Below are 24685 nucleotides of genomic sequence, written 5' to 3'. Positions count from 1 at the left end.
CGCGCGTGCTGGCCGACACGCACGGGTTGCTGACCTACGTCCCCTTCCGCGGCCTCGTCGTGACCGCGTGTCAGCCGCACAGCCCGGTAGCGTCACAACCAATCGCCTGATCAGGGAGAACACGTTGTATCCCATGTCCTTGACCGAGATCGCCCACGTCGTCGGCGGCCGCCTCTCAGACGTCCTCGATCCCGAAGCGCACGTCAGCCAGCCCGCTGTGTTCGACTCCCGGGAAGCCGCGCCGGGGTCGCTGTTCATCGCCCTCCAGGGCGAGCACACCGATGGGCACGCTTACGCCGAAGCTGCCGTCAACAAGGGTGCTGTCGCGGCCCTGGTCACCCGGCCCGTCGGTGTCCCCGCCATCGTCGTCGACGACGTCCTCGCCGCGTTCGGACGGCTCGGTCGCCACCTCCTCAACGGTGCGCTCGGGCGCGCGCAGGTCGTGGCCATCACCGGTTCGGCTGGCAAGACGAGCACGAAAGACTTCATTGCTCAGGTGCTGCCCGGCAACGTCGTGGCCACGCCGCAGTCTTTCAACAACGAGATCGGTCTCCCGCTGACCATCACCATGGCCGACGAGCGCACAGGCTTCCTGGTCCTGGAGATGGGCGCCCGTCACATCGGAGACATCCGCCAACTCACTGAGATCGCCCAGCCGGACATCAGCGTCGTCACCAATGTCGGCACCGCCCACCTCGGCGAGTTCGGCAGCCGCGACAACATCGCCCAGGCCAAGGGTGAGATCGTCGAAGCGCTCCCTCGGGCAGGGCTGGCCGTGCTCAACGCGGACGACGACTTCGTACAGGAGATGAAGAACCGCACCAAGGGCCGCGTCGTCACCTACGGCCTCAGCGAGACCGCCACGGTCCGCGCCGTCGACATCACCATCGACGACCAGGGACGGGCCTCCTACACCCTGGTCACTCCCGAAGGCGACGCCTTGGTCCGGCTTCAGTTCGTCGGCGACGTCCAGGTCCACAACAGCCTGGCCGCGGCCGTCGTCGGCAGGAAAGCCGGACTCGGCCTCGAGGAGATCGCCACCCGACTGTCGCAAGCCCAACCCCGCTCCAGGTGGCGCATGGAGACCCACGTTCGAGCGGACGGCGTCACGGTCGTCAACGACGCCTACAACGCCAACCCCACCTCGATGCGTCACTCCCTGGACGCCCTGGTCTCCATGACCGGGGGCCGCGACCAGCGTTCCGTTGCCGTTCTCGGCCGCATGAACGAACTCGGCGAGGACGCGCGTACCGCGCACGAGGAGATCGGCCAGTACGCCGCTGAACTCGGCCTGGACCAGATCATTCTGGTGGGAGGGGACGAAGCCGGATGGATGCAGGAAGGCGTGACCAAGGCCGGCGGAAAAGCCATCCATCTCCCCGACCAGGACACCGCCATGGACCTGCTCCACAACATCCTCCGGCCCGGCGACGTCGTCCTGGTCAAGGGAAGCCGAGGGGTCCAGCTGCAGGAGCTCGCCGACCGGCTCCTGCAGCCGAACCCCGGCCCCTCGGACGCTTAGGCGGCTGCCGAGTCCAGCTCGTTGAGCGCGGCCAGCAGAACTTCCCCCACGACCACGGTGTCCCTGCTGGCCAGCCTGCTCGGCCTGACCTCCGAGCACGTCTCCGCCGTATCCGCCACCCGTATCGCCGCGTCCGATCCGGCGGCGGCGACGACCGTGGGCATGCTGGAGCCGCTGGTCGACGGGCTAGGCGCGCTCACCCGACGGCAGCAGGGGAAGCGCCTGCTGAATCCTGCGGGGTCCGTCATCCCGTACACGGGTTCGACCAGGGCGATGTCCTCACCGCTCCCGCGGCCCCAGCCACCCGAAAAGATCTGGCGAGGGCGGCCCGGGCGGCGGCCAGCCTGCGCGAGCGCATCACGGCGGTCAGCGTCTGACCGGCGCGCGACACGTGCGGACAAGACCCCCGTCGCAGCAGTTCGGAGACTCCCGCCCGCAGCCGGACCTCCCCCCACCATCAGTGCGCGAGGGTCCGGCTCGCTGAGATGGCGCTCGACGTAGTCCACGGCGCTGTGACGCGGCGGCCGCGCGGCCGCGCTCGGGCCGGGAGTGCAACACCGAGGCCGCCATGGCCGTGTGGGTGACCCGGAGCCGGTCGAGCTCACCCACCGTGATCCGACCGCGGACGTCCGGCCGCAACGGGGTGAACCGGAGGGGGGCGTAAAGGTCGCAGAGCACGTCCTGCCAACGCGCCGACCGGTCGGCCGTGGGCCACTGCTCCGCATCGATCACGGTGACCATTCCGACCTCTTCTGTTTCGATGCCGCCGGACAGCGCCGATCCTGGCAGGCGACGGCCCCGTCGCGCTCCGCCGGGTGTTCACATGTGAACTCCGGCCTCTCGACGGCAGGAAGCCGTATGCGGGGGCGCTCGTCCCGCTGAGCTGCCCCGCACTCATCCGGCTCCCGCGAGCCTTCGTGCCAGCGCCACGCAGGGTGGTCTCAACGTCCTGATGCTCAGGATGCTGGCGGCGAGGTAGGTCTTCGTCGGCGCGTAGGCCTCGCTGATCCCTCCGAGATCGACACCAGGCGTGGTCTGCTGCTCGTCGCCCAGATCGCCAAGCGCTCGGGCACCCGTCAGACGCCCACCGGCAAAACCATCTGGGTGGAGCAGGCGCTGCCCACCGGGACACCGGAACCATGATGCGCCGCCGCCCGGTGATCGCCGACGGCGGCGGCGCAACACGCCCTCGGGCGCGTTCAGTTGCCCATGGTCAGCAGCGTCGTACGTCCTTCGTCAGGACGCCCTGTTCCGTGGCGAGCGTGTGGTCGTAGCACACCCCCGCTCCCCTGAGCCGGTACCGCTCGCTCGTCGTCGCCACGGCGTGCCGGTCCTCTCGGGCCACGCCCAGCGTGAACGTCGCATCTCCGGCGTACCTGTCGTCGCTGAGGATGCCGTCCGTGCGGGCATGGTCGTCGATGGACATGATCACGCGGAGCCGGTTGTCCGTGTCGATCGTGGAGCGGCCGTCCAGTGTGTACGTGCGGTCGGTACGCGAGGTGTGGCCGTTCACGGTGACCTTCTGGGCGTCGGTCCAGCGGCCGGTCTGGTTGTCGGTGTTCTCCTCCGGGGTCCAGTGGTGGGTGATCGCCGTGGTCAGGGACCGGTCGACCGTGGTGGTGACCCGGCCGTGGGAGGTGTCGAGGTAGCCGGAGACCTTGAGACTGTGCGCGCCCTCCGTCACCAGGCTGCGCAGGGATCCGTCCTCGTAGGTGTTCGTCACCTTCGGCGCGGACGACGCCTTGTACGAGGTCAGCGCGCCCGTCACCACCGACTTGTGGGTGTCCTGCCACACCAGGATGTTCGTCGGGGCACTCCAGCCGGTCTGTCCGCTGGGCACCCCAAGCACGGACACGTCGACCGTGTGCGCCTTGCCGTCGTTCAGCTCAACGGCGAAGGGGGTCAGGTCGAACTCCAGCGGTCGTACGTCCAAGGCGGTCGGCGACGGGAGCACCGACCACAGGTACGGCGACCAGCCGCCGGTCCACACGTTCGGGTAGGGCGAGGCGACCCCGGCCACCTTCCCGTCGATGCTGACCTCGACCTCGCGGTACGGGCCGTCCTCCCCGCCCTGGCAGGAATACGACGCCGACGGCGTGACCGCCGAGTACCAGAACTCCTCGCAGCCGCCGCCCGATCCGGTCGCGTACACCTCGGCGAGGATCCGCTCGGAGTTGCGCGGAGTGGTGAGCTTGGCGCCGCTTGTCACGCTGTCGGCGTCGCTGAGCGGGATGACCTGGTCGGGAGCCGATGCGGCCGACGTGGCCGACGCGGTGCGGCTCGGCTCGGGGGCGTAGAAGGTGAGCGTGACCTTGACGTCGAGGACACCAGTGTAGGTGTCGTTGACAACGTTGCCGATGAGCATGTCGACGGACTGCTCACCGCTCAGCGTCTTCTCGTACCGTGTCACGTCCTTCTCGACGGACCAGTCGATGCCGTCCTGCGACGGTTCCGGCGTCGACGTGCGGAACACCTCGACCCCGCCGATGTCGAGATACCCGAGCCGGTCGTACTGCCGCCCGGCCACGCTGCCGTCCATCCGCAGGACCACCTTCGACCAGCGGCCCGGGGTGCCGCAGCCGGTCGGCGGGGTGTAGGTGCCGGTGTAGGGGGTGAAGTCCTTGAACTTCGCCTCGGCGACCGTGACCGAACAGGACTTGGTGTGCGGCGTGGTGATCGCCGGGGCGGCGGTGAGCGGGTCGTGGTAGTCGGTGCCGAACTCGGCCGGCACCGTCACGGCCCCGGCGGGCGAGGCCGCGCCCAGGGTCAGGCCGAGCGTGGTGGCCGCAGCGGCGAGAGCGAGCGCCGCCCGGCGCAATCGTCCGCGGGTCGTCAGTTGTTCCATGCAGCGCAGTGAACCCACCCGTCCGATGTCATCACCAGACATGCCAGGGAGGATTGAAGAGGTCTTGACCAATCGGCGGCCTGGCGAAACCGTGCAGCAACACATCCGACCCATGACCCCGGTCGAGACCCGGTCGGCGGGCTGCTCAGGGTGCACGACTCCGAACCGAAGCGAAAGTCAGCGACCAGAGCGCTTCGTCAGCGCGCCACACGGGCGCCGCCGACGGTCCCGGCCGCCACAGTCTGTTCAGCGAGGACGGCCGCCAGCGCCAACTACTCTCGGCCGGCAGCCGCCGAATCTCATGAAGACCGACGTGCTCGGTCGACACGATGCCCACTTGGCGACCGCACCGACTGCCGGATTACCAGTTGCGTGCTCAGCACGACGTGGTCGTCGGCGAGAGACTTCTCTCGCTCCAGCGCCAGGCGGACCGCAGTGCCTCCGAGCGCTTCGTAGGGCACCCGAACGGTGGTGAGCGCGGGGGGTCAGACCGGTGGCGAAAGGCACGTCGTCGAACCCGACCAGGGAAACGCCGGCGAGCACGGACAGACCCGCCTCACGCAGCGCGGCCAGAGCGCCGACGGCAACCATGTCGGCACCGGCGAAGATCGCCGTGAAGTCCAGCCCCTCGTCCAGCGCGGCCCGGGTCCGCTGATAGCCGGAAACCCGGGTGTACGAGAGATGCCTGGTGGCGCCCCGGATCGCGTCTCAGTGGCCTCGTCGGAGCCGAGGCGGACGTGAGCCGACGATCCGTTCCCAAACGGACCGGCAGGGCTTCGTGGGCGTGGCCTGCTTGACCCGCCAGGCCGCCGCCTGCACAGTCGGGATGCGGCACCGCTGCAGCGCCGCATCCCTCTGCTGGCCAGTCCCTAGTCCATGGGTGGCGGGCGGCCCTGACGTCCAGGAGAGACTGATCCGATGGTCCTCGACCTGGTGGTGATCGGTACGGCCATCACCCTGGGGCCCCTGCACAACAGCGCCTTCATCCTGCTGCTCTCCTCGCGGCGCGGTGTCCGTCAGGGGCTGGCGTTCCTGTTGTCGTGGCTGGCCAACCTGATCGCCGTGATTGCCGTCGTGGTGTTGCTGACCGGCGGTCAGCCCCCGGCCCGTCACAGTGTGCCCTCGACCGGCGCGATCGCCGCGAAACTCGCCATCGGTCTGGCCCTGGTGCTGTACGGCGAGCACCGGCGGCGCCGACCGCCCCGCCCCCACGGCCCACCGCGCTGGGCCGCCCGGATCGACAACGCCTCCTGGGTTACGGCAGCCGGTCTGGCGTGGCTGCTGCAGCCCTGGGGCCTGGTCGGCGCCGGTGCTGCGACGGCCCTTGAGGCGAACCTTTCCACCGCCGGCGACTGGCTCGCGCTGACCGGCTACTGCCTCTTGGCCACCCTCAGCCTCATCGTCATGGAGATGTACGCGATCTGGGCGCCTGCGGCCGCGGAAGCCAGGCTGAACGCCCTGCGGAACTGGCTGGGCCAACACCAGGAGCAGCTGATCGTCACGCTCTCCCTCCTCGCCGGCCTGTGGCTGACGGCCGCGAGCATCTACGAGCTGGTCACCTGACGCAGGCGGCCCCAGCTGCGATCACCACCCTCGTCGGACTCGAGTGATCGACGAGGAACCCTTCGGGGAGGCACCGGGGCCCGCAGGATTCAGCTGGTGCGTTGCAGCGTCGGCGGGGTCCAGTCGCCGGTGAGGGCGGGCCGCTGGGGCCAGTACAGGCAGGAAGACGTTGAAGCTGCCCGCGGGGGCGGGCAGCGAGTTGCGCTCGCGGTCGGGCCCCGGGTTCTCGTGCTGGATGTAGATGTCCAGGGTCCGCTCGGGGTTGGTGCGCATGCCGCTGCGGTCGCCGATCGCGTAGCGGTTCACCGGGTTGTCGGCGAAGAGATGATGCTCGTTCATGATGGTGAGGGCGCGATGGCGGCGCGACGTGGGAGCAGAGGTCGGTGGTAGGAAGCCGAGGGCGGAGGGCCGCCTCGCAGCACGGCGGGCGGACTACCCGACAACACACCCTCGGCGGGCACGGAGTCCGCGGGCGTCGAGCCGGGAGACGGAAGCTTCTTTGGTCCGAGTCGTCCGGTTGGCTCCCCACAAGCTGCTAGTCATTGGTATCAGCTGTTAGCTATGCTGCGGCCTATGAGTAAGCAGACCAACATCCGGCTGGACGATGCCGTGCGGGCGGCGGCCGAGGAGCGGGCCAAGCGGCGCGGGCTGAGCTTGCAGGGGTACGTCGCCGATCTGATCGAGCAGGACGTGAACGAGTCCCGGTCTGCGTTCATGGCCGGCGCTGCCGGCTTCCTGGCCTCCTACGCGGAGCGGTTCGAAGCGGAGTTCGGGGAGGACCGATACCCAGGGCTCCCAGACGGGCTGCCGAAGGACGCACCGAGGGACGCCGCGTGAATCTGAAGGTCGACCTCGCGTGGATCCTGGCGGTGGCGCATCAGATCCCGGGGGATCCCCAGGTCGTCGACTACGGCGTGCCGGTCGCCGCCGAGGCCCGCCACCGTGCGGAAATCCTGGGCCAGGAGGTCTACCCCGAGCCGCACCACAAGGCCGCGGCGCTGTTGTGCGAACTGGCGCGGCAGCCGAGCCTGGAGGTCCGCAACCTGTTGTTCGCTGCCACCGTGACCGCCGCGTATCTGGCCGCATGCGGGCTGCCGGTCAGCCCCGGTCTCGACACCGTCATCCCCCTGGCCCGGGCCGCCCGAGACGGACTCCCGGTACGCGAGGTCGCGGCCCAGATCAAGACGTGGACCAGCTGAACCAGCTCTGTCTGAGCACGGGAGACTGCCGTCGTGGACTGGGTCTTTGCTGACACGCCAATGCCTCGCACTGTCTGCCGTCGTTGGGTGACCTGTTCCGCCATCGTCTGCCGGTGATCTTCGCTGATACGGTCCGGTCATGCCGCGCCTGGTGGAAGTCCCTGGGTACGTACGCTTCTTGACCGCCTCGGCTGTGTCTGCATTCGGTTCTCAGGTCACGGGGCTGGCGTTGCAGATCCTCACCGCCGTGGTGCTGAGCGCATCCGCCACGCAGGTCGGCATCGTCAACGCCGCCCGCTGGGTTCCGTATCTACTCTTCGGACTCATAGCCGGGGTCGTGGTGGACCGCTGGCGGCGCAAGCCGATGATGGTCGCCACCGACCTCGCAAGGGCAGTCCTGCTCGCTGCGATCCCCGTGCTGTATGCGCTGGATCGGCTCAGCATCCCCGCGCTATGCATGTTCGTCTTCGCGTTCGGGGTGCTGTCGTTGCTGTTCGAGGCGGCCAACCAGTCGTATGTGCCCCAGTTGGTGCCAAAAGAGCTGCTCAACGCGGGATACGCCCGCGTGCAACAGGCCGACGCGGTAGCCGGCTCGACCGGCCCGCTGATCGCCGGTGCACTGATCAAAATGATGGGAGCGCCGCTTGCCGTGCTGGTGGACGCCCTCTCCTATCTGATATCCGGCCTGCTCCTCGCCTCGGTGAAGGCACCCGACCCCGTACCCGACCGAGGCGCACGGCTCAGCCTGGGCAGCGAGCTGCGCGAGGGCGTGGCCTGGGTCTACCGCCATCGCACGCTGGCGTCCATCGCCCTGACCTCGCACGCGATGCTCCTGTTCAACAGCATGGTGAGCACGGTCTTCGTGGTCTTCGCCCTGCATCAGCTCAAGATCGGGGAATTCGGTCTGGGCGTCACCTACGCCTGCGCGAGTGTCGGCGCGTTACTCGGCGGTGCGCTCTCCGCTCGCGTGGCCACAAGACTGGACGTCGGCGCCACCCTGATCGCCTTCCGCCTGCTCGCCGCCGTCGGCTTGCTGCCTTTGGCCCTGGCCGAGCGGGGACCGTGGGCGCTTGCCTCCGTGTCGCTCGGCTTCTTCCTCGTGTCCCTGGCCATCGGCATCGCAAGCCCGGTGGAAATGAGCTACCGCCAGGCGGTGACACCCGACCGGCTGCGCGGACGGATGAACGCGACGATCCGCTCGATGAACTGGGGAATGGTAGCGGTGGGCGCACCACTTGGCGGCGTACTCGCCGACCAGGTCAGCTATCTCTTCGCCCTGTGGATCGGACTGTCCGGAGCAGTCGTCCAGGCACTCGTGCTGACGTTTTCTCCCACCCGCAGGGCCCGTACTGCCGACGAACTCGATCCCTCGACAGCTGACCCGACACGGCACGGCGCAGAAACCGCTGCCGGGGAGAGCAAGGACTGATCAGCTCACGGCGGCCTTTGGGCCTGGGCGGCCCAGGTGGCCCAGCAGCAGGACCTCGGTCAGAGCCCGGGTGCCGCCCCGGTCCCCATGGGCCTTGCAGGCCGCGGCCCACCAGGCGTCATGGACCGGAGTGACTTGCCCGCGGACTTCGCCTGCTCTAACGCGGTCGCGCCCGGCAGACGCCCGGTTGAGGCGGGCCGCGGACCGGTGAACGCGTTCATTCCGCAGACCCACCGGCCCGGTGGCCGAGGCAGCACGGCATGAGGTGCTCGGCAACGACTGGCAGTGACACAACTGGCCAGCCCCGGCGCCCTGTTGCGTCCGGAGCGCCGGGGGCTACGGTGCGCCAGTCCACGCTGCCGGCGAAGGGATCCCACCGCCAGGCGACTGTGGAAGGTCGGCACCAACAGCGGCAACGACGGATGCCCCACCCTGTACTCCGAGCCCGGCGCCGATACGTACGTCGTCCAGGGCGAGCCCGTCACCGAGCCGGCCGAGCTCGCGCAGCTGGACCTCGCGGACGGCGAGGCCGCGGTGACGGTGCCCCGCGAGCTGCTCGCCAACTTCGGCCCGAAGGAGCCCGTGCACGTGCCGCAGTTCATCAGCTTCGCCGAGTTCGGCGGCATGTTCACCACGCTCCGACACTCCGCGTGGAGGCTGGAGACCCGCGGCCGCTACGCCGAGGTTCGGTTCTCCCTACGGTGCTGGTCATGTCACACCGCCCGCCCGAGCCCTTCGGAACGCTGGTGGCTCGCGCTCCACACGGCCGGCGTCCTGCCCCTCCGGGCGGGGCGCCGCGCCCGTTCCGTCGCACCGCGAGGCCCTGCGCTTCGAGCTGCCGCAGTGCGCGGTGGACTTCGAAGGTCGACCAGCTCATCGAATGGCGCGACGCTGGCGGCAGCGAAACCAGCAGGACGGCACCACCCTCAATCACCCGCAACTGGGCGTCGAGGACTGGCACGCCGAGCTGTGGCTCGACGACGCCGACGGCCTCGGGCTTCGGTGCGACGAGCCCGAGCCGCCCGCGGACTGCGGGGTATGCAGTGCGTTACTGACTTCGGCTCGTCAGGGTGAACCTTGGCGAAGCTTCTGATGGGCTCGGAGTGGTGGCTGTATCCCGTGGTGTGTGAGATATGGCGATGGGGGCGGGTTGACCGCTGCGGGGCGTCGGCGCCGGGAGTCGGTACGGATGCAGGCGGCTGAGTTGTTCGAGCAGGAGATCAAGCCGCCGGAGGTCGCACGGCGCCTGCGAGTGAGCCCGAAGTCGGCTTACCAGTGGCATCAGTTGTGGCGGGACGGTGGCGTGCGGGCTCTGGCCTCCCGTGGGCCGAGTGGATCCCGTTGCCGACTGTCGCCACGCTGTCTGGAGAAACTGGCCGCGTACCTCGATGAGGGCCCGGCCGCCCACGGCTGGGTGGAGGACCAGGTGTGGACCGCGGCGAGGGTGGCCACGCTGATCGGCAGGAAGTTCCACGTCTGCTACAGCGTCTCCGGAGCTACCCGGTTGATGCACCGGCTCGGCTTCAGTCCGCAGGTCCCCGCACGCAGGGTGGCAGAACGCGACGAGCAGGCCGTCACTGCGTGGAAGGAGGTGACCTGGGCCGAGGTAAAAGAGCCCGGGCGGCCTGCGGGGGCTACATCTGCTTCGAGGATGAAGCAGGGTTCACCCGAAAGCCGCCCCGAGGCCGGACCTGGGGCCGGCGCGGGCGCACCCCGGTCGTGACCGTCAGCGGGCGCCGCTCTGGGCGTCTGTCGGTGGCCGGGCTGATCGCGATGCGGCCGGGCTCGCGGACCCGGCTGTGCCACCGGCTGCGCACCCACCGAGCCGGCAAAGGAAAGCGCCGCAGCATGGGCGAGCGGGACTTCATCGCACTCGTCGACGGCGTCCACCAGCTCGTCAGGGCACCGATCGTGCTGGTCTGGGACCGCCTGAACACCCACGTCTCCCACGCCATGCGCGAGCTGATCGCCGAGCGCGAGTGGCTGACGGTATTCCTGCTGCCCGCCTACTCACCCGACCTCAACCCCGTCGAGTGGGTATGGGCACACGTCAAGCACAGCCTGGCCAACCTCGCCGTTGTCGCTCTCGACCGTCTCGAGGCACTCGTCCGCAACCGGCTCAAACGCCTTCAGTACCGGCCCGACACCCTCGACGGCTTCATAGCCGGAACCGGCCTGACCCTCGACGAACCCGCGTCACCTTGACGAGCCGAAGTCAGTAGCCCAGCAGCGCGCCGCGGCAGCCGAGGCCGGGGACATGTCGCGTGTCTCCGACCTGAACGTCGAGATCCGCAACCACCACCAGATGCGCCCTCTCCGGAGGCGGCAGTGAGCACCGCGGGTTGGGTCTACGTGCCCGCGGGCAGCGGAGCGGGCCACCTGCAACGCGTGGCCAGCAACACGCAGTTCAACCGCGCGCTGCGGGCATACCGGGCCTACATCGACCACAGTAGCGACTGCCAGACCTGCACCGCCTCGCCCACACCAAAGCCCAGGCCGAACGGGCTGACGCGAGCTGATGCAACGTTCAGAACACGTTGATCGCAGCTGGTGCCCGCTCCGCGCGAGTCAGGGCACGCAGCAGTGCCGCTTGGCCATGGCGCCGGACGGCAAGCCCGGCCAGCAGCGCAACCACGGGATCGAGGGCCGCGCCGGGAAGCTCCGGCACACTGAGGCCCGCGCTGACCGCCAGGTCATCCATATGCACAGCGAGCTCGACCAGTCGGGTCACGAGGAAATCGTCCAGGCTCAGCGCCCACCCTGTTTGCGGCATGAACACCACCCAGTCGCCATGCACCTCCTCAAGGCCGGACCGCTGCCGGTCGAGCGCGGCACGGACCCGCTCGACCAGCAGCCGCACGCCCTCGGACGAGATGCCGTCGCCCTTCGCTCGAATCCCAGAGCTGACTTCGCCGTCTAGCGGCGCATCAATCCACACGGCTCGCGCATAGTGTTCCAGCACGGGGATGGGTTCCTGCTCACAGGCGGGTCCCTCCAGCGCCGGATCCACGCTGAAAATCTGATACGCGAGGTGGCCAGCCAGGCCGCCGACAGTCCACTGCGCCAACGCGCTGGGTTTCTCCCACGAAACGGCCACCGCCGGTGAGTTCAGCAACGCTGCGGCCTGCGCGGCGGTCTCCAAGTAGGCGTTTCTCAGACTCACAAGCCCCCCATGATCCGTCCGGAAGCCCAACATTAGTCGCGCGGGCTTCAAGCACCTGCGCGGGTACTGCTTGCCTACTGACCTCATTGTCGGTGGCCAATGCGACGATCTCCCGATGGCCAAGCGAGGAGAGAAATGGGCACCTGGGACATCGGCCCCTTCGATAACGACACTGCCGCCGACTTCGGAGGGGACCTGGACGAGGCAGCCGTGGAAGAACGCGAAGCCCTGATCCGCGGCGCGCTCAAACGGGCCGCTCACCCTGCGGACTTCCTGGACACTTCCGACGGCGAGCGCGCAGTGGCCGCGGCCGCTCTGGTCGTTGCTCAGCACCCCGATGGCGTTTTGACATGTTCAACCTACGGTCCGTCAGAGCCGCTGCCAGAGCTGCCCGCAAGCCTTCGAACGCTCGCCGTCGAAGCTCTGGACCAAGTGGTCTCCGAGCGGTCTGAACTCGCCGAACTGTGGGACGACGCTGCGAACGGCTCGAAGTGGCGCCACGACATCACCCGCCTTCGTGACGTCCTTGACCCTCCGGTCCCTCCACAAGAGGAAGCCCTCTTCGACATCTAAGCGATCACCCACAGCCACGGGTCATCCGACCAGCCGACCCGCACCCCGTACATCACCGCGCCGGTGCCGCTGCCGCCCACCGCATCGCGACAGTGCGCTGACTGCGACGCCTGGGTCCCCGCCGGCCGACGGACGGGGTTCGTGTGCGCTCCGTGCCGCCACTGGCGTGAGCGGGCGGGGCGAGGCCTGTGCTGTCGCTGCGGGCGAAACGGACTGGCACTGCGCGTGCCAGTCTGCCAGTTCCTGCGTGCCCAGGCATGACCCCGAGCTGCATCGGGACGCGGATGAGATGAGTAATTGTCAAGAGTTGTGGATTCGCTCGACTTTCGACGTTCTGGCAGGCATTAGTGATCAGCGGCGGTGTCGAGGCTTGCTGTGGCTCGCGGCCGTCAGGCTGGCTCCGTCGCCTGGCGCCGACTGGCGAGGACAACCAGGCCGCCGATGACCGCGAGGCCCATGAGGACGGCACCGAACGCCGTGGCACCGCTGGTCAGGCCCACGGCGTCGCTGAGGTAACCGGCAGACACGGGCAGTAGCCCCGCCGGGACGTACCCGCCGACGTTGAGCGCGGCGTTGGCCTCCGCGAGGCGCTGGGGCGGGACGCTGGAGTTGAGCAGCGACAGGCCGCCGAGCTGGCCCATGCCCTGGCCAGCGCCGGCGAGCAGCGCGGAGGCGATGAGGACCGGCACCGACGAGGTGTGCACGGCGACGATCAGCGTGATCATGCTCAGCGTGGTGCTGACCGCGCCGGCCGTGAGGATGGTCCGCCGGTCGAGGCGTTGCACGGCGAACTGCACGCCGGTGGCGGCGAGGAACATGACGAAGGCCATGGCCCCGGCGACGATCCGGCTGGTGGTGCCGAGCAGGCCTGTCAGGAGCGAGGGGCCAAGCGAGAGCACGAAGGAGGTGGCCGTGATGCCGGGCGCGAACACGGCGATGCCGAGGGCGAGTTGGCGACCGTTGCCGCGCGGCACGCCGGGCACCCGCACCCAGGCGCCCTTCGCGGGCGCCGCGGGACGCCGGAGGGGCATGCGCAGCACGGCAAGCATCGCGGTGAGGAGCAACACGGCCTCGACGACGAAGACGGTGACGGTCGGCCCGGGCAGCGACTCGGAGAGCACCCCGGCCAGGAGCGGGCCGAGACCGGCGCCGAAGACCATCGCGCAGGAGGCGAGTAGGGCGGCGATCCGCTTGCGCTCGGGACCAGCCACGTCGGTCACCGCGGCCATGCCGGCCGAGACGACGGCGCCGACGGCGATTCCGGTGAACAGCCGTGCCACGATCAGCGCGGCCACGGTGGTGGCGGTCGCGAAGATCAGGCAGGCGGCCAAGGCGAGCACCAGGGCGGGCAGCAGCACGGGCTTGCGCCCGAGCCGGTCGGAGACCACTCCGGACACCAGGAGCGAGCCGATGAGCCCGAGGATGTAGAACGCGAACACCACGGTCAGGGTGCCCTTGGAGAAGCCGAGGTCTCGCTGCCACAGCACGTACAACGGTGTTGCCGCGTTCGAGAGGACGAAGACGGCCGTGACCGGCCAGGCGGCCAGCCATACCCACCCCCGCGGAGCGGCGGATCCTCCGCCGGGCTCCGCGGTGCCACTTCGTTGCCTGCCGTCGACGGCCTGGACGGGCGCGTTCCGGGTCTCGGACATGACTGTTTCCTCCGACTCCTTGCAGTACGACTTTAGTCGAACTTAGCATGCAGTACGATTGGAGTCGTACAAAGGAATCGAGTCGTGAGGACCTGCCCATGTCTTCGACTGCGGGCACCGCACCCGCCATCAAGGTGCTCCCGGCCCCTCCCGGCCTACCCGAACCGCTGCCGGAGCCGACGGTCGAGGAGTTGCGCCTGGAGACCGTTCTCGGGGCGCTCAGCGACCCCTTGCGGCTGACGATCGTCCGCAAACTCCTCCTGGAATCAGAGCAATTCGACCACTCCTGCGGCTGGTTCGGCTTCGACCGGCCCAAGTCGTCGCTCACGCACCACTTCAAGGCGCTGCGAGAGGCGGGGGTCACGCGCCAGCGCCAGTACGGGCTCGAACGCCGCAGTCACGTACGCGTCGACGACCTCAACGCCTGCTTCCCCGGCCTACTCGACCTGGTCGCGGCCTGGGCCCCAGAGGCATGACGAGGCGCCGCTTGACGAACCAAGACAGGCGGGCGGGTCCACAGCAAGCCCCGACATCGCCGCGCCGCACGGTCACCCGCCTGCCAGAACGGCGGAAGTCAAGGGATTCGTTCATTCATGATCAGGCGGCGGCCTCGGGACGCTCGACGAGCCGGCCGTTCTCGAAGCGGGCCCCGGCGCGGACGAGGGCGACCAGGTGCGGCGCGGTGACCGCGCGCCAGCGGGACTGGGCGGACTCGGCGAGCTTGAACACCATGGCGAGCGCGGCGGCCGGGCTGCCCGCGCCGCGGGTGACCTTGGTCCGGAGCTTGACCGTGGAGAAGGTCGATTCGATCGGGTTTGTGGTGCGCAGGTGGATCCAGTGCTCGGCGGGGAAGTCGTAGAACGCCAGCAGCTCCTCCGCGTCGTCGATGACCTTCGCCACCGCTTTGGGCCACTTCGCCTCGTAGGTCTTCGCGAACACCTTCACGGCCTTCTCGGCATGCTCGCGGTCCTCCGCGTTGTAGATCTCCTGCAACGCCTTCTTCGCTCCCGGCTGGGCGGACTTCGGCAGAGCATTCACGACATTCCGGATCTTATGGGCCCAGCAGCGCTGATGCCGAGCGGCGGGGAACACCTCCACCAGCGTCCGCCACAGCCCCATCGCACCGTCGCCTACGACCAGCTCCGGGTCGCGCATGCCGCGACGCCGGCAGTCGCGCAGCAGGTCCGCCCACGACTCGGTCGACTCGCGCAGCCCCTCCGCCAGCGCGATTAGCTCCTTCGTGCCGTCGATGCGCACGCCCATCAGCACCAGAACACACGAGTGGGCCTGGCCGAGGCGGACCTTGGGGTGCACGCCGTCAGCCCACACGTACACGTAGTCGCTGCCCGAGAGGTCGCGTTGCTGGAAGGCGGCGTGGTCGTCGCCCCGCTGCTTGGTCAGACGAGTGACGGTCGGCGCGGACAGGCCGGCGGCCGAGCCGAGGAACTGCTCCAGCGCGGGCACGAAGTCGCCACTGGACAGGCCGTGCAGGTACAGCAGCGGCAGCACCTCGCTGACCTTCGGGGACTTGCGGCACCACGGCGGGAGAATCTTGGAGGAGAACCGCTTCCGCTCGCCGGTGGCCGCGTCGACGCGGCGGTCGTTCACCCGCGGCGCGGCCACCTCGATGGCACCGGCGGCGGTGGTCACAGCGCGAGGCCGATGGCGGCCGTTGCGCACCACCAAGCGTCGCCCGCTCCCGTCGCGTTCCGCAGCCAACTCGGCTATGTACTGGTTGACTTCGGCCTCCAGAGCCGCGGCGAGCATGCGGCGGGCGCCCTCACGGACGATCTCGTCGATCAGGGAGCCGGACTCGGTCGAACCATCGGCGTTCACTACGCTGAGCACGGGCGTGTCACCCTTCCCGACCCGCGCTGCAACGCGGGCCTACTCGGTGAGCTTGTTATCGATCACCCGGGAAAGTACGCCCTTTGCGTCCACCCCGAGGACCGATCCACAACTCCTGAGCATTGCTCGGATGAGACGTGGGTCGAGTCGGTCCTCACCGCGCTTCCGGATCCGGTCGCGACCGAGGTACGCACGTGGGTGGAGGTCCTGCGCGAGCGGGCCGACGCGAAGGAGAGCCGCGCGGGTACGACGGCATCCGCCGCTACCTCGCCCGTCTTCAGCCGGTCCTCACCCATTGGACTGCGACGGCCGGAGTGAGCTCGCTGCGCCAGGTCACGAAAGACCACGTCGACGACGCCGTGGCGGAGTTGTCCGGTATGGCCCGCCGAAGTCTTGCCACTGTCCTGCGCAGTCTGTTCCGCGTGCTCAAGAGCCGACGAGTGATCTTCCAGAACCCGGCTCGGGACCTCCCCGTCGGCGACCTCACTGGCCTTCCGAGAGCCATCCCCTCCGACCGCCTGATGGGTCTGCTCGACCAGACAGAGACGCCGCTCGGCGGGCTCGTCGTAGCCCTGGCTGCCATTCACGCCCTGCCCGCAGCGAGGTCCGGAGTCTGCAATCCAGTCGCCTCGATCTGTCCCGAGGCACCCTAGAAGTGCGGAGGGGCCTGCTACGGCACACCCTCTACCTGGAGAAGCTCACCCACCAGATCGCTGCGGACTGGGTCACCTACCGCCATCGCCGGTGGCCGGCCTCGGCCAATCCCCACCTCTTGGTCAGCCAGAAGACCGCGGTTGACCCAGACCACCCGGCAGTCGCCATCGGGCTTCTCCGCGGAGTCCTCCCCCGCGGGCTGACGCTGAGCGGTCTGCGCCAGGACCGCATCCACAATGAGGCGGCAGAATGCGCCGACCCCCCTCCGGCTGATGCGCCTGTTCGGCATCACTGAGCAGACCGCCATGCGCTACGTCAGCACCGCCTGCCCGGAACGCGCCGCGAAACTGCCCAGGTAGCGGGCTCGCTCCGAGCCCAACGCCGCTGCTGAAAGCCCGTGGCGACGAAGCACTGGGTCCGGCATCATCCCCATGTGATTGTGACGCAGCCCGTTCTGGAGATATCCGCTGCCGACGGCTTCGCGCTCTGGCCGGTGGGCGAGCGCAAGTCATGTGGCTACCTCGTGCTGAACGGGGAGCTGACTCCGGCGGAGGTCGGCACGGCCGTTATGCGGATCGCCGACTGCAACGACTTCGAGCCGGAGGAAGAGCACGGGCCGTGCCCGACCGACCCACTGGGCATCTTCCTGCACGGGCTGCTCACCATGCCTGATCTGTTCGCCGCCGGCGGGTTCCGGGTGACCGACAACGCCACCGACACCGTCTTCGTCGAGCCTGGCTGCTGCAACGGCCTGGAGGGCTGGCGGGACTGGCTGGAGGTGCTCGACGGTACCGGCTTCGCCTACTTCGGCCACGATCCATCCTCGGTGGCCGAACGCGTCAACGACATTGTCCGGCTCACGCTCGATGCCCACGGGACGGACGGCAGCCCCGTGACCGAGCTGTCGGTAGACCAGGTACGCAGGCTCGTCGCCGGCGCCCAGCAGGATTTGCAGGACTTCCTCAGCCTTGCCGGGACCTGGGCTGAACAACACCTGCCGGCCCACGCTGCCGCCGTCACCGCCGCCCTGGCACGGGCACTGGACCTGGTGCCCACACCATGACCAGCTTCCTGACCCACCGAACGCGCGTGCACGACGACAGCCTCCCCCTCCACCGGCGGCACAGCGCGCTGCGGACCTGCCTCACCGTTTTTGCTCCTTACGGTCTGCGGGCGACGTACCACCACCTCACGCTCAGCGCCGCGATCCCCCGGCAGCTGGAGGCGGACCCGGATGCGCTGGTGTGGGCAGTAGAGGAACTGCACGAGGCGCGGGTGCTGTGGCTCGCGCGAGCGGAGGAGTACGCCGCGCAACGCCGGGCAGAGAAGCGGGCCGGGCGGCGGGCCGTACCAGACCCGCGACCGTGGTGGCTGCGGAGCTGGTGGGAAAGCCCGAACCGTGCCTGGTTCGAAGACCCGTTTCGCCACCCGTCGCTGCGGCTGCCCGAGTACGTCCGGCGGCAGAACGCGATTCTGGACGGCGCCGAGCCGCCTGGCTGCCCGGCTTGTGGGGATGACGGACTGCCAGTGCTGAGCTCGACTGGGCACGGTTGGGTCGAGCTGTGCCGTGGGTGCGCGTGGGTGCTGGCGCCATGTCCGTGCGGGCAGCGGCACCGGTTCGTGCCGGAGACCCCGTTCAACTGGAACGAGATCTGGCAGCGGGCGCACATGAGCGATGACGGCACGCCGAACTCACATTGGCCTGCGGGCTAGCCAGTTGGATCGGCGCGGCGAACGCTCAGCAAATCAGATCCCGCGAGCTTCGCCGGAACCTGCGCGCGGGACCGCCGCAGCCATCAACTGGCACGCGGGTTCAGGCTTACCAACGTTCAGGAATCTCGGAACCCGCGCGCTTCCAACCGCACAGCGCAGAAGATCCGCCGCCAGGAACAGGGCCATCAGTACGCCGAAGCCCAACTCATCGCGCTCGGGGCTCCAGTGCCGCGGGCCGGGTGCAACCCGGCCGTCTGGCTTCGGGAGGCCCTGGTCGCGGTCGGGGCCCGCAACGTACGCCACCGCGGAGCGCACCGCTACGTATGGCGGCTCGGGCGAAGCCGGCGCGAGCGTGAGCAGATCAAGCTCGGCATCCCCGCCCAGCGGCCCTATCCCAAACAGCCCGACCCCGAACCGATCGCGGTCTGAGGGCTGTCCAGCCGCGCAGTCCGCAGTGCCCGCCGCGGCCGCCCGTTTCACGGGATGCCCCCTATCCCGCCCACCAGGAAAGAGGAACCATGTCGCACCCCACCCCCCAGTACGCCGACCCGGTCGAGTTCGCCGCGAGTCGGCACCGCATCGTCATCAACCTGTCCGGCGGGAAGGACGGACTCGTGGCCGGCCTCATCGCGATGGACGCCGCCCGCCAGGCCGGTGTCGACGACCGCGTCTGGACCGCCCACGCGAGCCTGGGCCCGATGGAGTGGCCCTCCGTCACCGTGGACGGAGTGCGCTGGCCCAGTGCCGGCGAACTCGCCGCACAGCAGCACAGCCAGGCGCTCGGCGTGCCGCCCGAGCGGCATGTCGAGGTCCGGCGCAGCCGTGAAGTCGACGGTGAGCGGGTGCCGTTCGATCTGCTGACCTTCATCGCGGAGCGGGGCGACTGGCCCTGGCTGGGTCGGGCCCGCACCTGCACCGGCCCGTGGAAGACGAAGATGGTGTACCAGGCGTTCACCCCGCAGGTCCGCGCGCTCAGGAAAGAGACGGACGGCCCGCTGATGTTCGCCAACGTGCTCGGGATGCGGGCCGAGGAGAGCGCGGAGCGCCGCAACCGGGAGGTGTGGCGCCGTAGATCCGACAACTCAGCCCGGGTCGTCGACGAGTGGCTGCCCACCCACCAGGTGAGCACGAAGGAGGTCTGGGCACGCACGATCAGTGCGGGGCTGCCCTACCACTGGTGCTACGACTCGCACCCCGGCACCAAGGACCGGCGTGGTTCCCGTCGCTGTTCGTGCTCGGCCTGCACCCTGGCCAACCACCGCGATCTGCTGCTGACCGCCGGGCCGGCCGCGGCTCGCCGAGCTGTTCGCACTGGTCGAACGCGTCCGCCAGGTGCCGTTCAATCCGAACATCACCATGGCCGAGCTCATCGCGCTGTCCCGTCGGCGCGACGCCCCGGACCCTGGCGTCGAGGTTGAGGAGAGCAGGGACTTCGAGCGGATGGAGCGCGACGTCCACGCCGCCTTGCGCAGGCCGCCCACGTGGGACTCCACAGCCCGTACCGGGCCGGGCGAGCTCCTGCACCGTGCCGCCGGGTGCGATGGCTGCAGCTGACCACCACACCGGCGCGCACCCCCATCCGGGAGGTACTCGATGACGATGACGACGACCCAGCGCATCCTCGACCTCGCTGCGGCGGCACCGGCCCGCCACGGCGAGGACTTGGTGCTGCTCCTGGGTGAGGCGAACGAGCTGTACCAGCAGGGCCTGCAGGATCTGCACCGGGAGACGGCAGAGCGCCTCACCGAACTGCCCACCGCGGACCTGATGGTTGCCGCGGAAACGGCTGGTATGCCGTGTGATGCCTCGCAGGACCGCGCCGAGGTGATCCTGCTGCTGGCCCTGGCCGAGTGGGAAAGGACGCCGGCCGCCATGGCGTTCATCGAAATGGCCGAGGCCGCCGCGCGCCGCGGGGTCTGCCTGATCCGGGCGCGCCTGTGGGACCATGCGGAGGTCACCGAGTGGTTTTCGCATCGCTCCTCGGCGCGGCTCACCCAGCACAGGCCGCCTTCCCTCGATCCGGAGACGTTGCTGAATGCCTCGGACGCCTCGAGGTATCTCGGCTACAAGAACGCCAACCAGGTCAACACCTTCGTGCGGGACCACCCCGGTTACTTCCCCGAACCGGACGTCGTCGAAGAGATGGGCACGGCCGAGAACCCCTACCGCCGCCAGCTGTGGAAGGTGGCGACCCTGCAGGAGTGGATGGCCAGCCGGCCCGGCCGTGGACGGCGAGCCGGAGCCAAGCAGGCGCCACCCCTGCCCGAGGTCTCCGCCGACGGTGATCTTGAGGAGCTGCTGGGGGCGAGCCAGGCGGCCGCGCTGCTGGGATACAAGAGTGTCGGCTCTTTCTCCAGCGCCCTGTCCCAGGGCAACCTTCCGCTGCTGAAGACCGTGGACGGCATCGCCAAAGCAGGCCGCCAAAAGGGGCGCCGGCGCTGGACACGCCGGCGCATCCTGGACCAGGCCGCCCAGCGGTCCAGTAGGTAGCACCCGGCGGTGAACAGACCTGCGCGCACCGCCCCTATGAACGCGGCTTCCGGTGTGGGGAGTTGGTCCCTTGCGGACCGGGAGTCGCACGATGGCCGGCATGGCGTGGATCGCCACCACGCCCCGCAGCAGCACCTGCTGCTGCGGACCGGCCATCGCTCATGTTCCAACAGCGCGCGCGGATGGCTCTACAGCGTCATCCGCCAGTGGCGTGGTCTGCCCAGACCATGGCACAGACCATGAGGTTGTTCTGGGATCTTGACCGTGGTCGGGGTCTCGTGGTCGGGGCCATGGTCTGGGCCGGCCGGTTGTCTTTCTTTCATGACCCGTTCCTCTTCAGGTGTTCCGGCCGCCGAACTGGCCCCCAGCCCTGCTGAACCGCTGCGCTTGCAGGTCCTGACCGCGCTCGCCCTGCACCGGATGGCCACGACCGGCCAACTGCTCCAGATGCTGCGGCCAACCGGCTCTCGCCAACTGGTTTCCCGGGCGCTGAACAAGCTGCGCTCCGCGGGCTTGGTCGACCTCACGCCGCTGCCGGACGTGGACCGGCCGCGGACGCATGCCTGGTACCTCACCCCGGACGGGGTGCTTCTGGCCCGCGATCATCCCCCCCTGCGGGGGCGGCCGACGCACGCCGCCTCGGGCACGAACACGGCCCGTGGGACTGGACTCCTGAGGTGGCTCATTCCATCGGAGAGGGCGAGCGGCTCGTGGCCGACGCCCTCCTGCACTACACCGTCATCGACAGCGAACGCCGACGGAAACTGCGCGCCTTCGTCGAGGTCGATCGCACCACCATGAGCAGCGAACGCCTGGCCGTGAAGCTGATCGAGTACGCCAGACTGTTCCACTACGAAGCCCAGCCCGTCGGACGCCGCCGGCCAGTCACCACCGGCCCTGCGTGGCTCCGCTGGTATCCCGTCTTCCCACGCATCCTCTTTGTCCTCACCGGCGCCTCCCGAGCCCGGCTGGACGACCGCATCAGCGATCTGCAGGCGATGGTCGCCCACCACCCGCTCGTCGCAGCCCTCGCCCGCGAGGTCCAGCTGGGAGCCGCCATCCTCGAGGACATCAAGGAACACGCTCCCTCCGGACCGCTCTGGGTACCGCTGACCGGGGGCGAGCCCCGCCCGTGGACCGATCTGTGATCACCTCGACCGTGCGCGTGTACCGAGGGGATCGGAAGTCGGAACCCGTCTCTAAACCGATGAATCGTTCGGAGCCCGGTGCAGGGCAACGCACTACAGAATTGTCCGAGCGGCAGTCAGGCCGGTGTCGAAGCCGCCGAAGAAGACCGAGATGTCGGCGTTCACGGGCGCGCATGCGCAGTCAGCAAACCGGGCGCGTTCTAGGCCAATGCGGGATCATGCGCGGCGAGTTGGGGGCATGCTGGTGGTGCGCTCATTCGCTCTGCTTCGGTGGCAGGAGGCCGGCCGGTGTTACGCATTCACTTCACGGCGCAAGACCTCGCCCGGACACGGGTGGCCGCAACGATCGGCGTCGCAGCGGAGGTCTATTACAGCCTGGAGCTGCTGGGAGAGAACCGGGAACTTCCTCACTTCCGCACGTGGCGGTCAGCGGTCGCGGGCCGGATGGGAGCGGACACGCGCCCTTTGACGTCCCTGGTTCCGGTGCGTGGCCCGGGGCTTGATCTGGTGGCCTTGATGGGCGATGTGCCCTCTGTGGACCACGCCGTGGACAACCTGCTGCATGCCCCGGTGTCCCGGCTGCGACGCGAGTTCGAGGGTCTCGACTTCCACCCCGGACACCTGCCATGGGCAAGGCGGGTGTGCGAGGGCGACCGCGACGCGCGCCGGGAGCTCGCCGATGCCGTGCGTGCCTGCCATCGGCTGACCGTGGAGCCCTACTGGGATCGAGGTCGGTCCGAACTGGTCGCGCTGTCCACTCGGTGCGCGAACCTGGTGTTGGAGGGAGGCATCGATCTGCTGCTGCGTTCGATCTGCGCACCACTGGTGCGCTGGCGTCCACCGGTGCTCGAAGCTCCCTATCCGCGCCGAGTTGAGGTGCGTCTCCAGGGAAGGGGGCTGATCATCACGCCCACGGTCTTCGCGAAGCACCCGGTGAGCTTTCTGTGGGACCCGCTCGATCGTGCCCAGCCACCCCGACTGAGCGTGCCGGCTCTCCGTCGGCCGCTGATAGATACCGGGCCGGCGGAAGCGGACGGTTCCGCCATACGGAACCTGGGGTCTCTGCTCGGCCGCACGCGAGCCGCCGCTCTACAGGTGACAGCAGAAGGCTGCACGACGAGCGAACTGGCCCGCCGCCTCCAAGTCACGGCGGCAGCGGCCAGTCAGCACGCGACCGTGCTGCGAAACACCGACCTCATCACCACCAGCCGCCGAGGCGGGTCCGTGCTGCACCACATCACCCCTCTCGGGCTGGCCCTGCTGCGGACCGGCGCCCTGACGGAACCGTGAGGCCCGAGGGCACCGCGGCGTCAGCCTGGGCGCGAGACCCTCGCCTGCCGCCCCGGCCCCTTTAAGCCGTGACTTAAGAGGTAGGCCACAGATGGCCGACCCATCCAGGATGTGAAGCCGCAACCGGCTCACCCTTCTGGAGATCGCATGAAGACTCACCTCGCCGCCGCCGTCGGTTCCGTCGTGCTGACCGCGGGCACCCTGCTGGGCGCTCCCGCCGCCGGCGCGCAAACCGCCGCCTACCCGACCAGCCCTTTCTACGTGGATGACTACGCGGCCAGCTACGCCTACGGCACCCTGACCTGGTACAACCGATCGGTCGGCGTCGATGGAACACTCCAGGCCGTCGGCTGCCGCAGGGTGTGGTTCGGCGCGTACGGTGCCTCTGACAAGCTACTCGGTACCAGGAGCACCAGCACTCAGTGCAACACTACGTATCCGCTCAAGACCGGAATCCCTGCGGATGTGACCGGGGGCGCCACGTATGTCATCGTCTGCATTGACGATCACAACGCGCAGCCCATCAAGTGTGAGCGGTACGACCGGCGGCCCTGACCATCCGACCGGCCGGAAAGTGACGCTGCCGCACCAGCCGCCGGGGCGGAACCACACTCGGCCGCCCCGCAAGCTCATCTCGCCGCCGCCGGGGTTCCCTCGTGCTGACCACAGGCACCCTTGCTCGGCGGGCCAGCCCGGTGGTGCCGCGTACGTCAGGTCTGTAAGTGCGGGCGGTACCTGATTTGCTGCGGATCAACAGCGCGGGCGTCCCTGGAGTCTGCCGCTGGAGGACCGTGTTCTGCTGGTCACGACGTACTGGCGCACGACCCGCTCCGCCCGCGCTGCGCCGACGCGCGCCCATGTGTGGATAGGGCCGGTGGCCTTGAGTCGATCACCGCATAGAGCAGCCTGCGGTCAAGGCAATGCCTCCGGCGGGGGATCGGCCGGCACCGGGATGGCGGGGGCGCCGATGCCGACCGCGGGTCCGTAGGGGGCGTGCGCGGGCGCGGGGTGCTTCCATCCCGTCCGCCGTCGACCCAGGCAGAGCCGAGCAGATGCGGCCCCTGGCGTCCAGGTCGTTCGTACAGTGGCGCGCTCCACCTGGACGCCAGGAACCACGCCCGCTCCACGGTGTGTGGGTCGACGGCGGACGGGATGGAAGCTGGGGTAAGTGGTGGGCGAGGTTATGCGGCCGTAGCGCGGCCAGTAATTCCGTTGGTGATCGAGCCGCAAACCCCCGCTGTACAGTCCCCGTAGCCGATCAAGGGGAGGGGCGCAAATGATCAGCCGGTGGCCGACTGCCTTGGGGGTGAACCTGCTCCTTGGCATACCGGGCATCGTGCCGATCTGGCTGCTGTGGTTTCTGGCAGCGAGCTGGCACAACCCGGAACCGACGGAGAACGACGGTATGGCCCTTTGGTTGGTGATCGTCGTACCCATCGTCGGTCTGTACACGATGCTGTGGTGGGCCGCCAACAGTGCCCTTGTCCACCGGACCTCGCTCACTGCTCAGACCTACTGGCTGCTCAGCGCGGTAGGCACGTTCTCGCCCACCTTCACACTCATCCTGCTCAATCCTTGAGTTGCGCAGCCTGGCAA

The 24685-nt window shown here is 69.0% G+C and carries 24 protein-coding genes and 3 pseudogenes; 20 read left to right on the top strand and 7 right to left on the bottom strand.

Annotated features, from left to right (window positions below):
* Positions 1-124 precede the first annotated feature (124 nt).
* A complete protein-coding gene (locus tag QF037_RS48965; protein ID WP_307036840.1) occupies positions 125-1522 on the top strand; it encodes a UDP-N-acetylmuramoyl-tripeptide--D-alanyl-D-alanine ligase in 1398 nt (465 codons plus the stop codon).
* On the opposite strand, the gene QF037_RS48960 is transcribed toward QF037_RS48965, so the two are convergent.
* The 3 genes and pseudogenes from QF037_RS48960 to QF037_RS48950 form a co-directional block, all read right to left on the bottom strand.
* Positions 1519-1686 carry a hypothetical protein gene (locus tag QF037_RS48960; RefSeq protein ID WP_307036837.1) on the bottom strand — a complete coding sequence of 56 codons (168 nt, stop codon included), beginning with the start codon at positions 1684-1686 and terminating at the stop codon, positions 1519-1521. The genes QF037_RS48965 and QF037_RS48960 overlap by 4 nt on opposite strands.
* A gap of 1049 nt (positions 1687-2735) precedes the next feature.
* Positions 2736-4367: a peptide-N4-asparagine amidase gene (locus tag QF037_RS48955; RefSeq protein WP_307036835.1), complete on the bottom strand. Its 1632-nt coding sequence runs from the start codon at positions 4365-4367 to the stop codon at positions 2736-2738.
* A 299-nt stretch (positions 4368-4666) separates the two neighbouring features.
* Positions 4667-5042 (bottom strand): annotated as a pseudogene (locus QF037_RS48950) (substrate-binding domain-containing protein); the annotation flags it as partial.
* Between the two features lie 243 nt (positions 5043-5285).
* On the opposite strand from QF037_RS48950, the gene QF037_RS48945 reads away from it, so the two are divergent.
* Positions 5286-5930 carry a GAP family protein gene (locus tag QF037_RS48945; protein ID WP_307036833.1) on the top strand — a complete coding sequence of 215 codons (645 nt, stop codon included), beginning with the start codon at positions 5286-5288 and terminating at the stop codon, positions 5928-5930.
* A 21-nt stretch (positions 5931-5951) separates the two neighbouring features.
* Here QF037_RS48945 and QF037_RS48940 read toward each other — a convergent pair whose 3' ends face one another.
* Positions 5952-6269 (bottom strand): DUF1214 domain-containing protein, encoded by a 318-nt coding sequence (locus QF037_RS48940; RefSeq protein WP_307036831.1) that lies wholly within the window; start codon positions 6267-6269, stop codon positions 5952-5954.
* A gap of 234 nt (positions 6270-6503) precedes the next feature.
* Between QF037_RS48940 and QF037_RS48935 the strand changes: the two genes are divergently transcribed.
* From QF037_RS48935 to QF037_RS51580, 4 genes are all read left to right on the top strand, one after another.
* Positions 6504-6767: a hypothetical protein gene (locus tag QF037_RS48935; RefSeq protein WP_307036829.1), complete on the top strand. Its 264-nt coding sequence runs from the start codon at positions 6504-6506 to the stop codon at positions 6765-6767.
* Positions 6764-7129 (top strand): hypothetical protein, encoded by a 366-nt coding sequence (locus QF037_RS48930; protein WP_307036827.1) that lies wholly within the window; start codon positions 6764-6766, stop codon positions 7127-7129. The genes QF037_RS48935 and QF037_RS48930 overlap by 4 nt, the downstream gene beginning before the upstream one ends.
* 139 nt (positions 7130-7268) lie before the next feature.
* Positions 7269-8558 carry an MFS transporter gene (locus QF037_RS48925; protein ID WP_307036825.1) on the top strand — a complete coding sequence of 430 codons (1290 nt, stop codon included), beginning with the start codon at positions 7269-7271 and terminating at the stop codon, positions 8556-8558.
* A gap of 1126 nt (positions 8559-9684) precedes the next feature.
* Positions 9685-10763, top strand: a protein-coding gene (locus tag QF037_RS51580; protein WP_444972124.1) for an IS630 family transposase whose coding sequence is annotated in 2 segments (ribosomal slippage) — positions 9685-10186 and positions 10186-10763 — 1080 coding nt in all. Because the reading frame shifts where the segments join, the coding sequence is not laid out codon by codon here.
* A 322-nt stretch (positions 10764-11085) separates the two neighbouring features.
* Here QF037_RS51580 and QF037_RS48910 read toward each other — a convergent pair.
* Positions 11086-11700 carry a maleylpyruvate isomerase N-terminal domain-containing protein gene (locus QF037_RS48910; RefSeq protein WP_307036823.1) on the bottom strand — a complete coding sequence of 205 codons (615 nt, stop codon included), beginning with the start codon at positions 11698-11700 and terminating at the stop codon, positions 11086-11088.
* 156 nt (positions 11701-11856) lie between these two features.
* Between QF037_RS48910 and QF037_RS48905 the strand changes: the two genes are divergently transcribed.
* Positions 11857-12294 (top strand): DUF4259 domain-containing protein, encoded by a 438-nt coding sequence (locus QF037_RS48905; protein ID WP_307036822.1) that lies wholly within the window; start codon positions 11857-11859, stop codon positions 12292-12294.
* A gap of 389 nt (positions 12295-12683) precedes the next feature.
* Here QF037_RS48905 and QF037_RS48900 read toward each other — a convergent pair whose 3' ends face one another.
* A complete protein-coding gene (locus QF037_RS48900; protein ID WP_307036820.1) occupies positions 12684-13946 on the bottom strand; it encodes an MFS transporter in 1263 nt (420 codons plus the stop codon).
* Between the two features lie 98 nt (positions 13947-14044).
* Here QF037_RS48900 and QF037_RS48895 point away from each other — a divergent pair, with 98 nt between their 5' ends.
* On the top strand, positions 14045-14422 hold the full coding sequence (locus QF037_RS48895) for an ArsR/SmtB family transcription factor (RefSeq protein WP_307036818.1): 378 nt from the start codon (positions 14045-14047) through the stop codon (positions 14420-14422).
* A 121-nt stretch (positions 14423-14543) separates the two neighbouring features.
* Here the strand turns inward: QF037_RS48895 and QF037_RS48890 are convergent, their stop codons facing one another.
* Positions 14544-15794: an IS256 family transposase gene (locus QF037_RS48890; RefSeq protein WP_307036816.1), complete on the bottom strand. Its 1251-nt coding sequence runs from the start codon at positions 15792-15794 to the stop codon at positions 14544-14546.
* A 194-nt stretch (positions 15795-15988) separates the two neighbouring features.
* Between QF037_RS48890 and QF037_RS48885 the strand changes: the two genes are divergently transcribed.
* From QF037_RS48885 to QF037_RS48835, 12 genes and pseudogenes are all read left to right on the top strand, one after another.
* Positions 15989-16447, top strand: a complete 459-nt coding sequence (locus tag QF037_RS48885) for a hypothetical protein (protein WP_307036815.1) — start codon at positions 15989-15991, stop codon at positions 16445-16447.
* 237 nt (positions 16448-16684) lie between these two features.
* Positions 16685-16807: a hypothetical protein gene (locus tag QF037_RS48880; protein ID WP_307036813.1), complete on the top strand. Its 123-nt coding sequence runs from the start codon at positions 16685-16687 to the stop codon at positions 16805-16807.
* Between the two features lie 38 nt (positions 16808-16845).
* Positions 16846-17511, top strand: a complete 666-nt coding sequence (locus QF037_RS48875; protein ID WP_307036811.1) for a hypothetical protein — start codon at positions 16846-16848, stop codon at positions 17509-17511.
* Positions 17508-18161 (top strand): hypothetical protein, encoded by a 654-nt coding sequence (locus QF037_RS48870; RefSeq protein WP_307036809.1) that lies wholly within the window; start codon positions 17508-17510, stop codon positions 18159-18161. The genes QF037_RS48875 and QF037_RS48870 overlap by 4 nt, the downstream gene beginning before the upstream one ends.
* 225 nt (positions 18162-18386) lie before the next feature.
* Positions 18387-18590 (top strand): hypothetical protein, encoded by a 204-nt coding sequence (locus tag QF037_RS48865; RefSeq protein WP_307036807.1) that lies wholly within the window; start codon positions 18387-18389, stop codon positions 18588-18590.
* Between the two features lie 89 nt (positions 18591-18679).
* A complete protein-coding gene (locus QF037_RS48860; RefSeq protein WP_307036806.1) occupies positions 18680-19579 on the top strand; it encodes a phosphoadenosine phosphosulfate reductase in 900 nt (299 codons plus the stop codon).
* Positions 19580-19754: 175 nt separating this feature from the next.
* Positions 19755-20651: a hypothetical protein gene (locus QF037_RS48855; RefSeq protein ID WP_307036805.1), complete on the top strand. Its 897-nt coding sequence runs from the start codon at positions 19755-19757 to the stop codon at positions 20649-20651.
* Positions 20652-20972: 321 nt separating this feature from the next.
* Positions 20973-21799 (top strand): annotated as a pseudogene (locus tag QF037_RS48850) (replication-relaxation family protein).
* A gap of 333 nt (positions 21800-22132) precedes the next feature.
* Positions 22133-23089, top strand: a complete 957-nt coding sequence (locus tag QF037_RS48845) for an ArsR/SmtB family transcription factor (protein ID WP_307036803.1) — start codon at positions 22133-22135, stop codon at positions 23087-23089.
* A 147-nt stretch (positions 23090-23236) separates the two neighbouring features.
* Positions 23237-23644: a hypothetical protein gene (locus QF037_RS48840; protein WP_307036801.1), complete on the top strand. Its 408-nt coding sequence runs from the start codon at positions 23237-23239 to the stop codon at positions 23642-23644.
* 199 nt (positions 23645-23843) lie between these two features.
* Positions 23844-23927, top strand: a pseudogene (locus tag QF037_RS51340) (IS5/IS1182 family transposase); the annotation flags it as partial.
* A 438-nt stretch (positions 23928-24365) separates the two neighbouring features.
* Complete coding sequence (locus QF037_RS48835; protein ID WP_307036799.1) at positions 24366-24668, top strand: hypothetical protein; 303 nt, start codon at positions 24366-24368, stop codon at positions 24666-24668.
* Positions 24669-24685: the final 17 nt, after the last annotated feature.

Origin of the sequence: Streptomyces canus (genome assembly GCF_030815415.1) — a bacterium.
Classification (GTDB): domain Bacteria; phylum Actinomycetota; class Actinomycetes; order Streptomycetales; family Streptomycetaceae; genus Streptomyces; species Streptomyces canus_F.
The sequence above is the reverse complement of the archived record's forward strand: the minus strand, read 5'-3'. Positions and strand labels throughout refer to the sequence as shown.

Bases quoted from the DNA above. Each gene is read 5' to 3' on its own strand.
- QF037_RS48840 (WP_307036801.1), top strand. From the start codon at position 23,237: ATGAAGACTCACCTCGCCGCCGCCGTCGGTTCCGTCGTGCTGACCGCG.
- QF037_RS48860 (WP_307036806.1), top strand. From the start codon at position 18,680: ATGTCGCACCCCACCCCCCAGTACGCCGACCCGGTCGAGTTCGCCGCG.
- QF037_RS48935 (WP_307036829.1), top strand. From the start codon at position 6,504: ATGAGTAAGCAGACCAACATCCGGCTGGACGATGCCGTGCGGGCGGCG.
- QF037_RS48895 (WP_307036818.1), top strand. From the start codon at position 14,045: ATGTCTTCGACTGCGGGCACCGCACCCGCCATCAAGGTGCTCCCGGCC.
- QF037_RS48945 (WP_307036833.1), top strand. From the start codon at position 5,286: ATGGTCCTCGACCTGGTGGTGATCGGTACGGCCATCACCCTGGGGCCC.
- QF037_RS48960 (WP_307036837.1), bottom strand. From the start codon at position 1,686: ATGCCCACGGTCGTCGCCGCCGCCGGATCGGACGCGGCGATACGGGTG.
- QF037_RS48940 (WP_307036831.1), bottom strand. From the start codon at position 6,269: ATGAACGAGCATCATCTCTTCGCCGACAACCCGGTGAACCGCTACGCG.
- QF037_RS48835 (WP_307036799.1), top strand. From the start codon at position 24,366: ATGATCAGCCGGTGGCCGACTGCCTTGGGGGTGAACCTGCTCCTTGGC.
- QF037_RS48900 (WP_307036820.1), bottom strand. From the start codon at position 13,946: ATGTCCGAGACCCGGAACGCGCCCGTCCAGGCCGTCGACGGCAGGCAA.
- QF037_RS48905 (WP_307036822.1), top strand. From the start codon at position 11,857: ATGGGCACCTGGGACATCGGCCCCTTCGATAACGACACTGCCGCCGAC.
- QF037_RS48880 (WP_307036813.1), top strand. From the start codon at position 16,685: ATGAGGCGGCAGAATGCGCCGACCCCCCTCCGGCTGATGCGCCTGTTC.
- QF037_RS48870 (WP_307036809.1), top strand. From the start codon at position 17,508: ATGACCAGCTTCCTGACCCACCGAACGCGCGTGCACGACGACAGCCTC.
- QF037_RS48955 (WP_307036835.1), bottom strand. From the start codon at position 4,367: ATGGAACAACTGACGACCCGCGGACGATTGCGCCGGGCGGCGCTCGCT.
- QF037_RS48925 (WP_307036825.1), top strand. From the start codon at position 7,269: ATGCCGCGCCTGGTGGAAGTCCCTGGGTACGTACGCTTCTTGACCGCC.
- QF037_RS48855 (WP_307036805.1), top strand. From the start codon at position 19,755: ATGACGATGACGACGACCCAGCGCATCCTCGACCTCGCTGCGGCGGCA.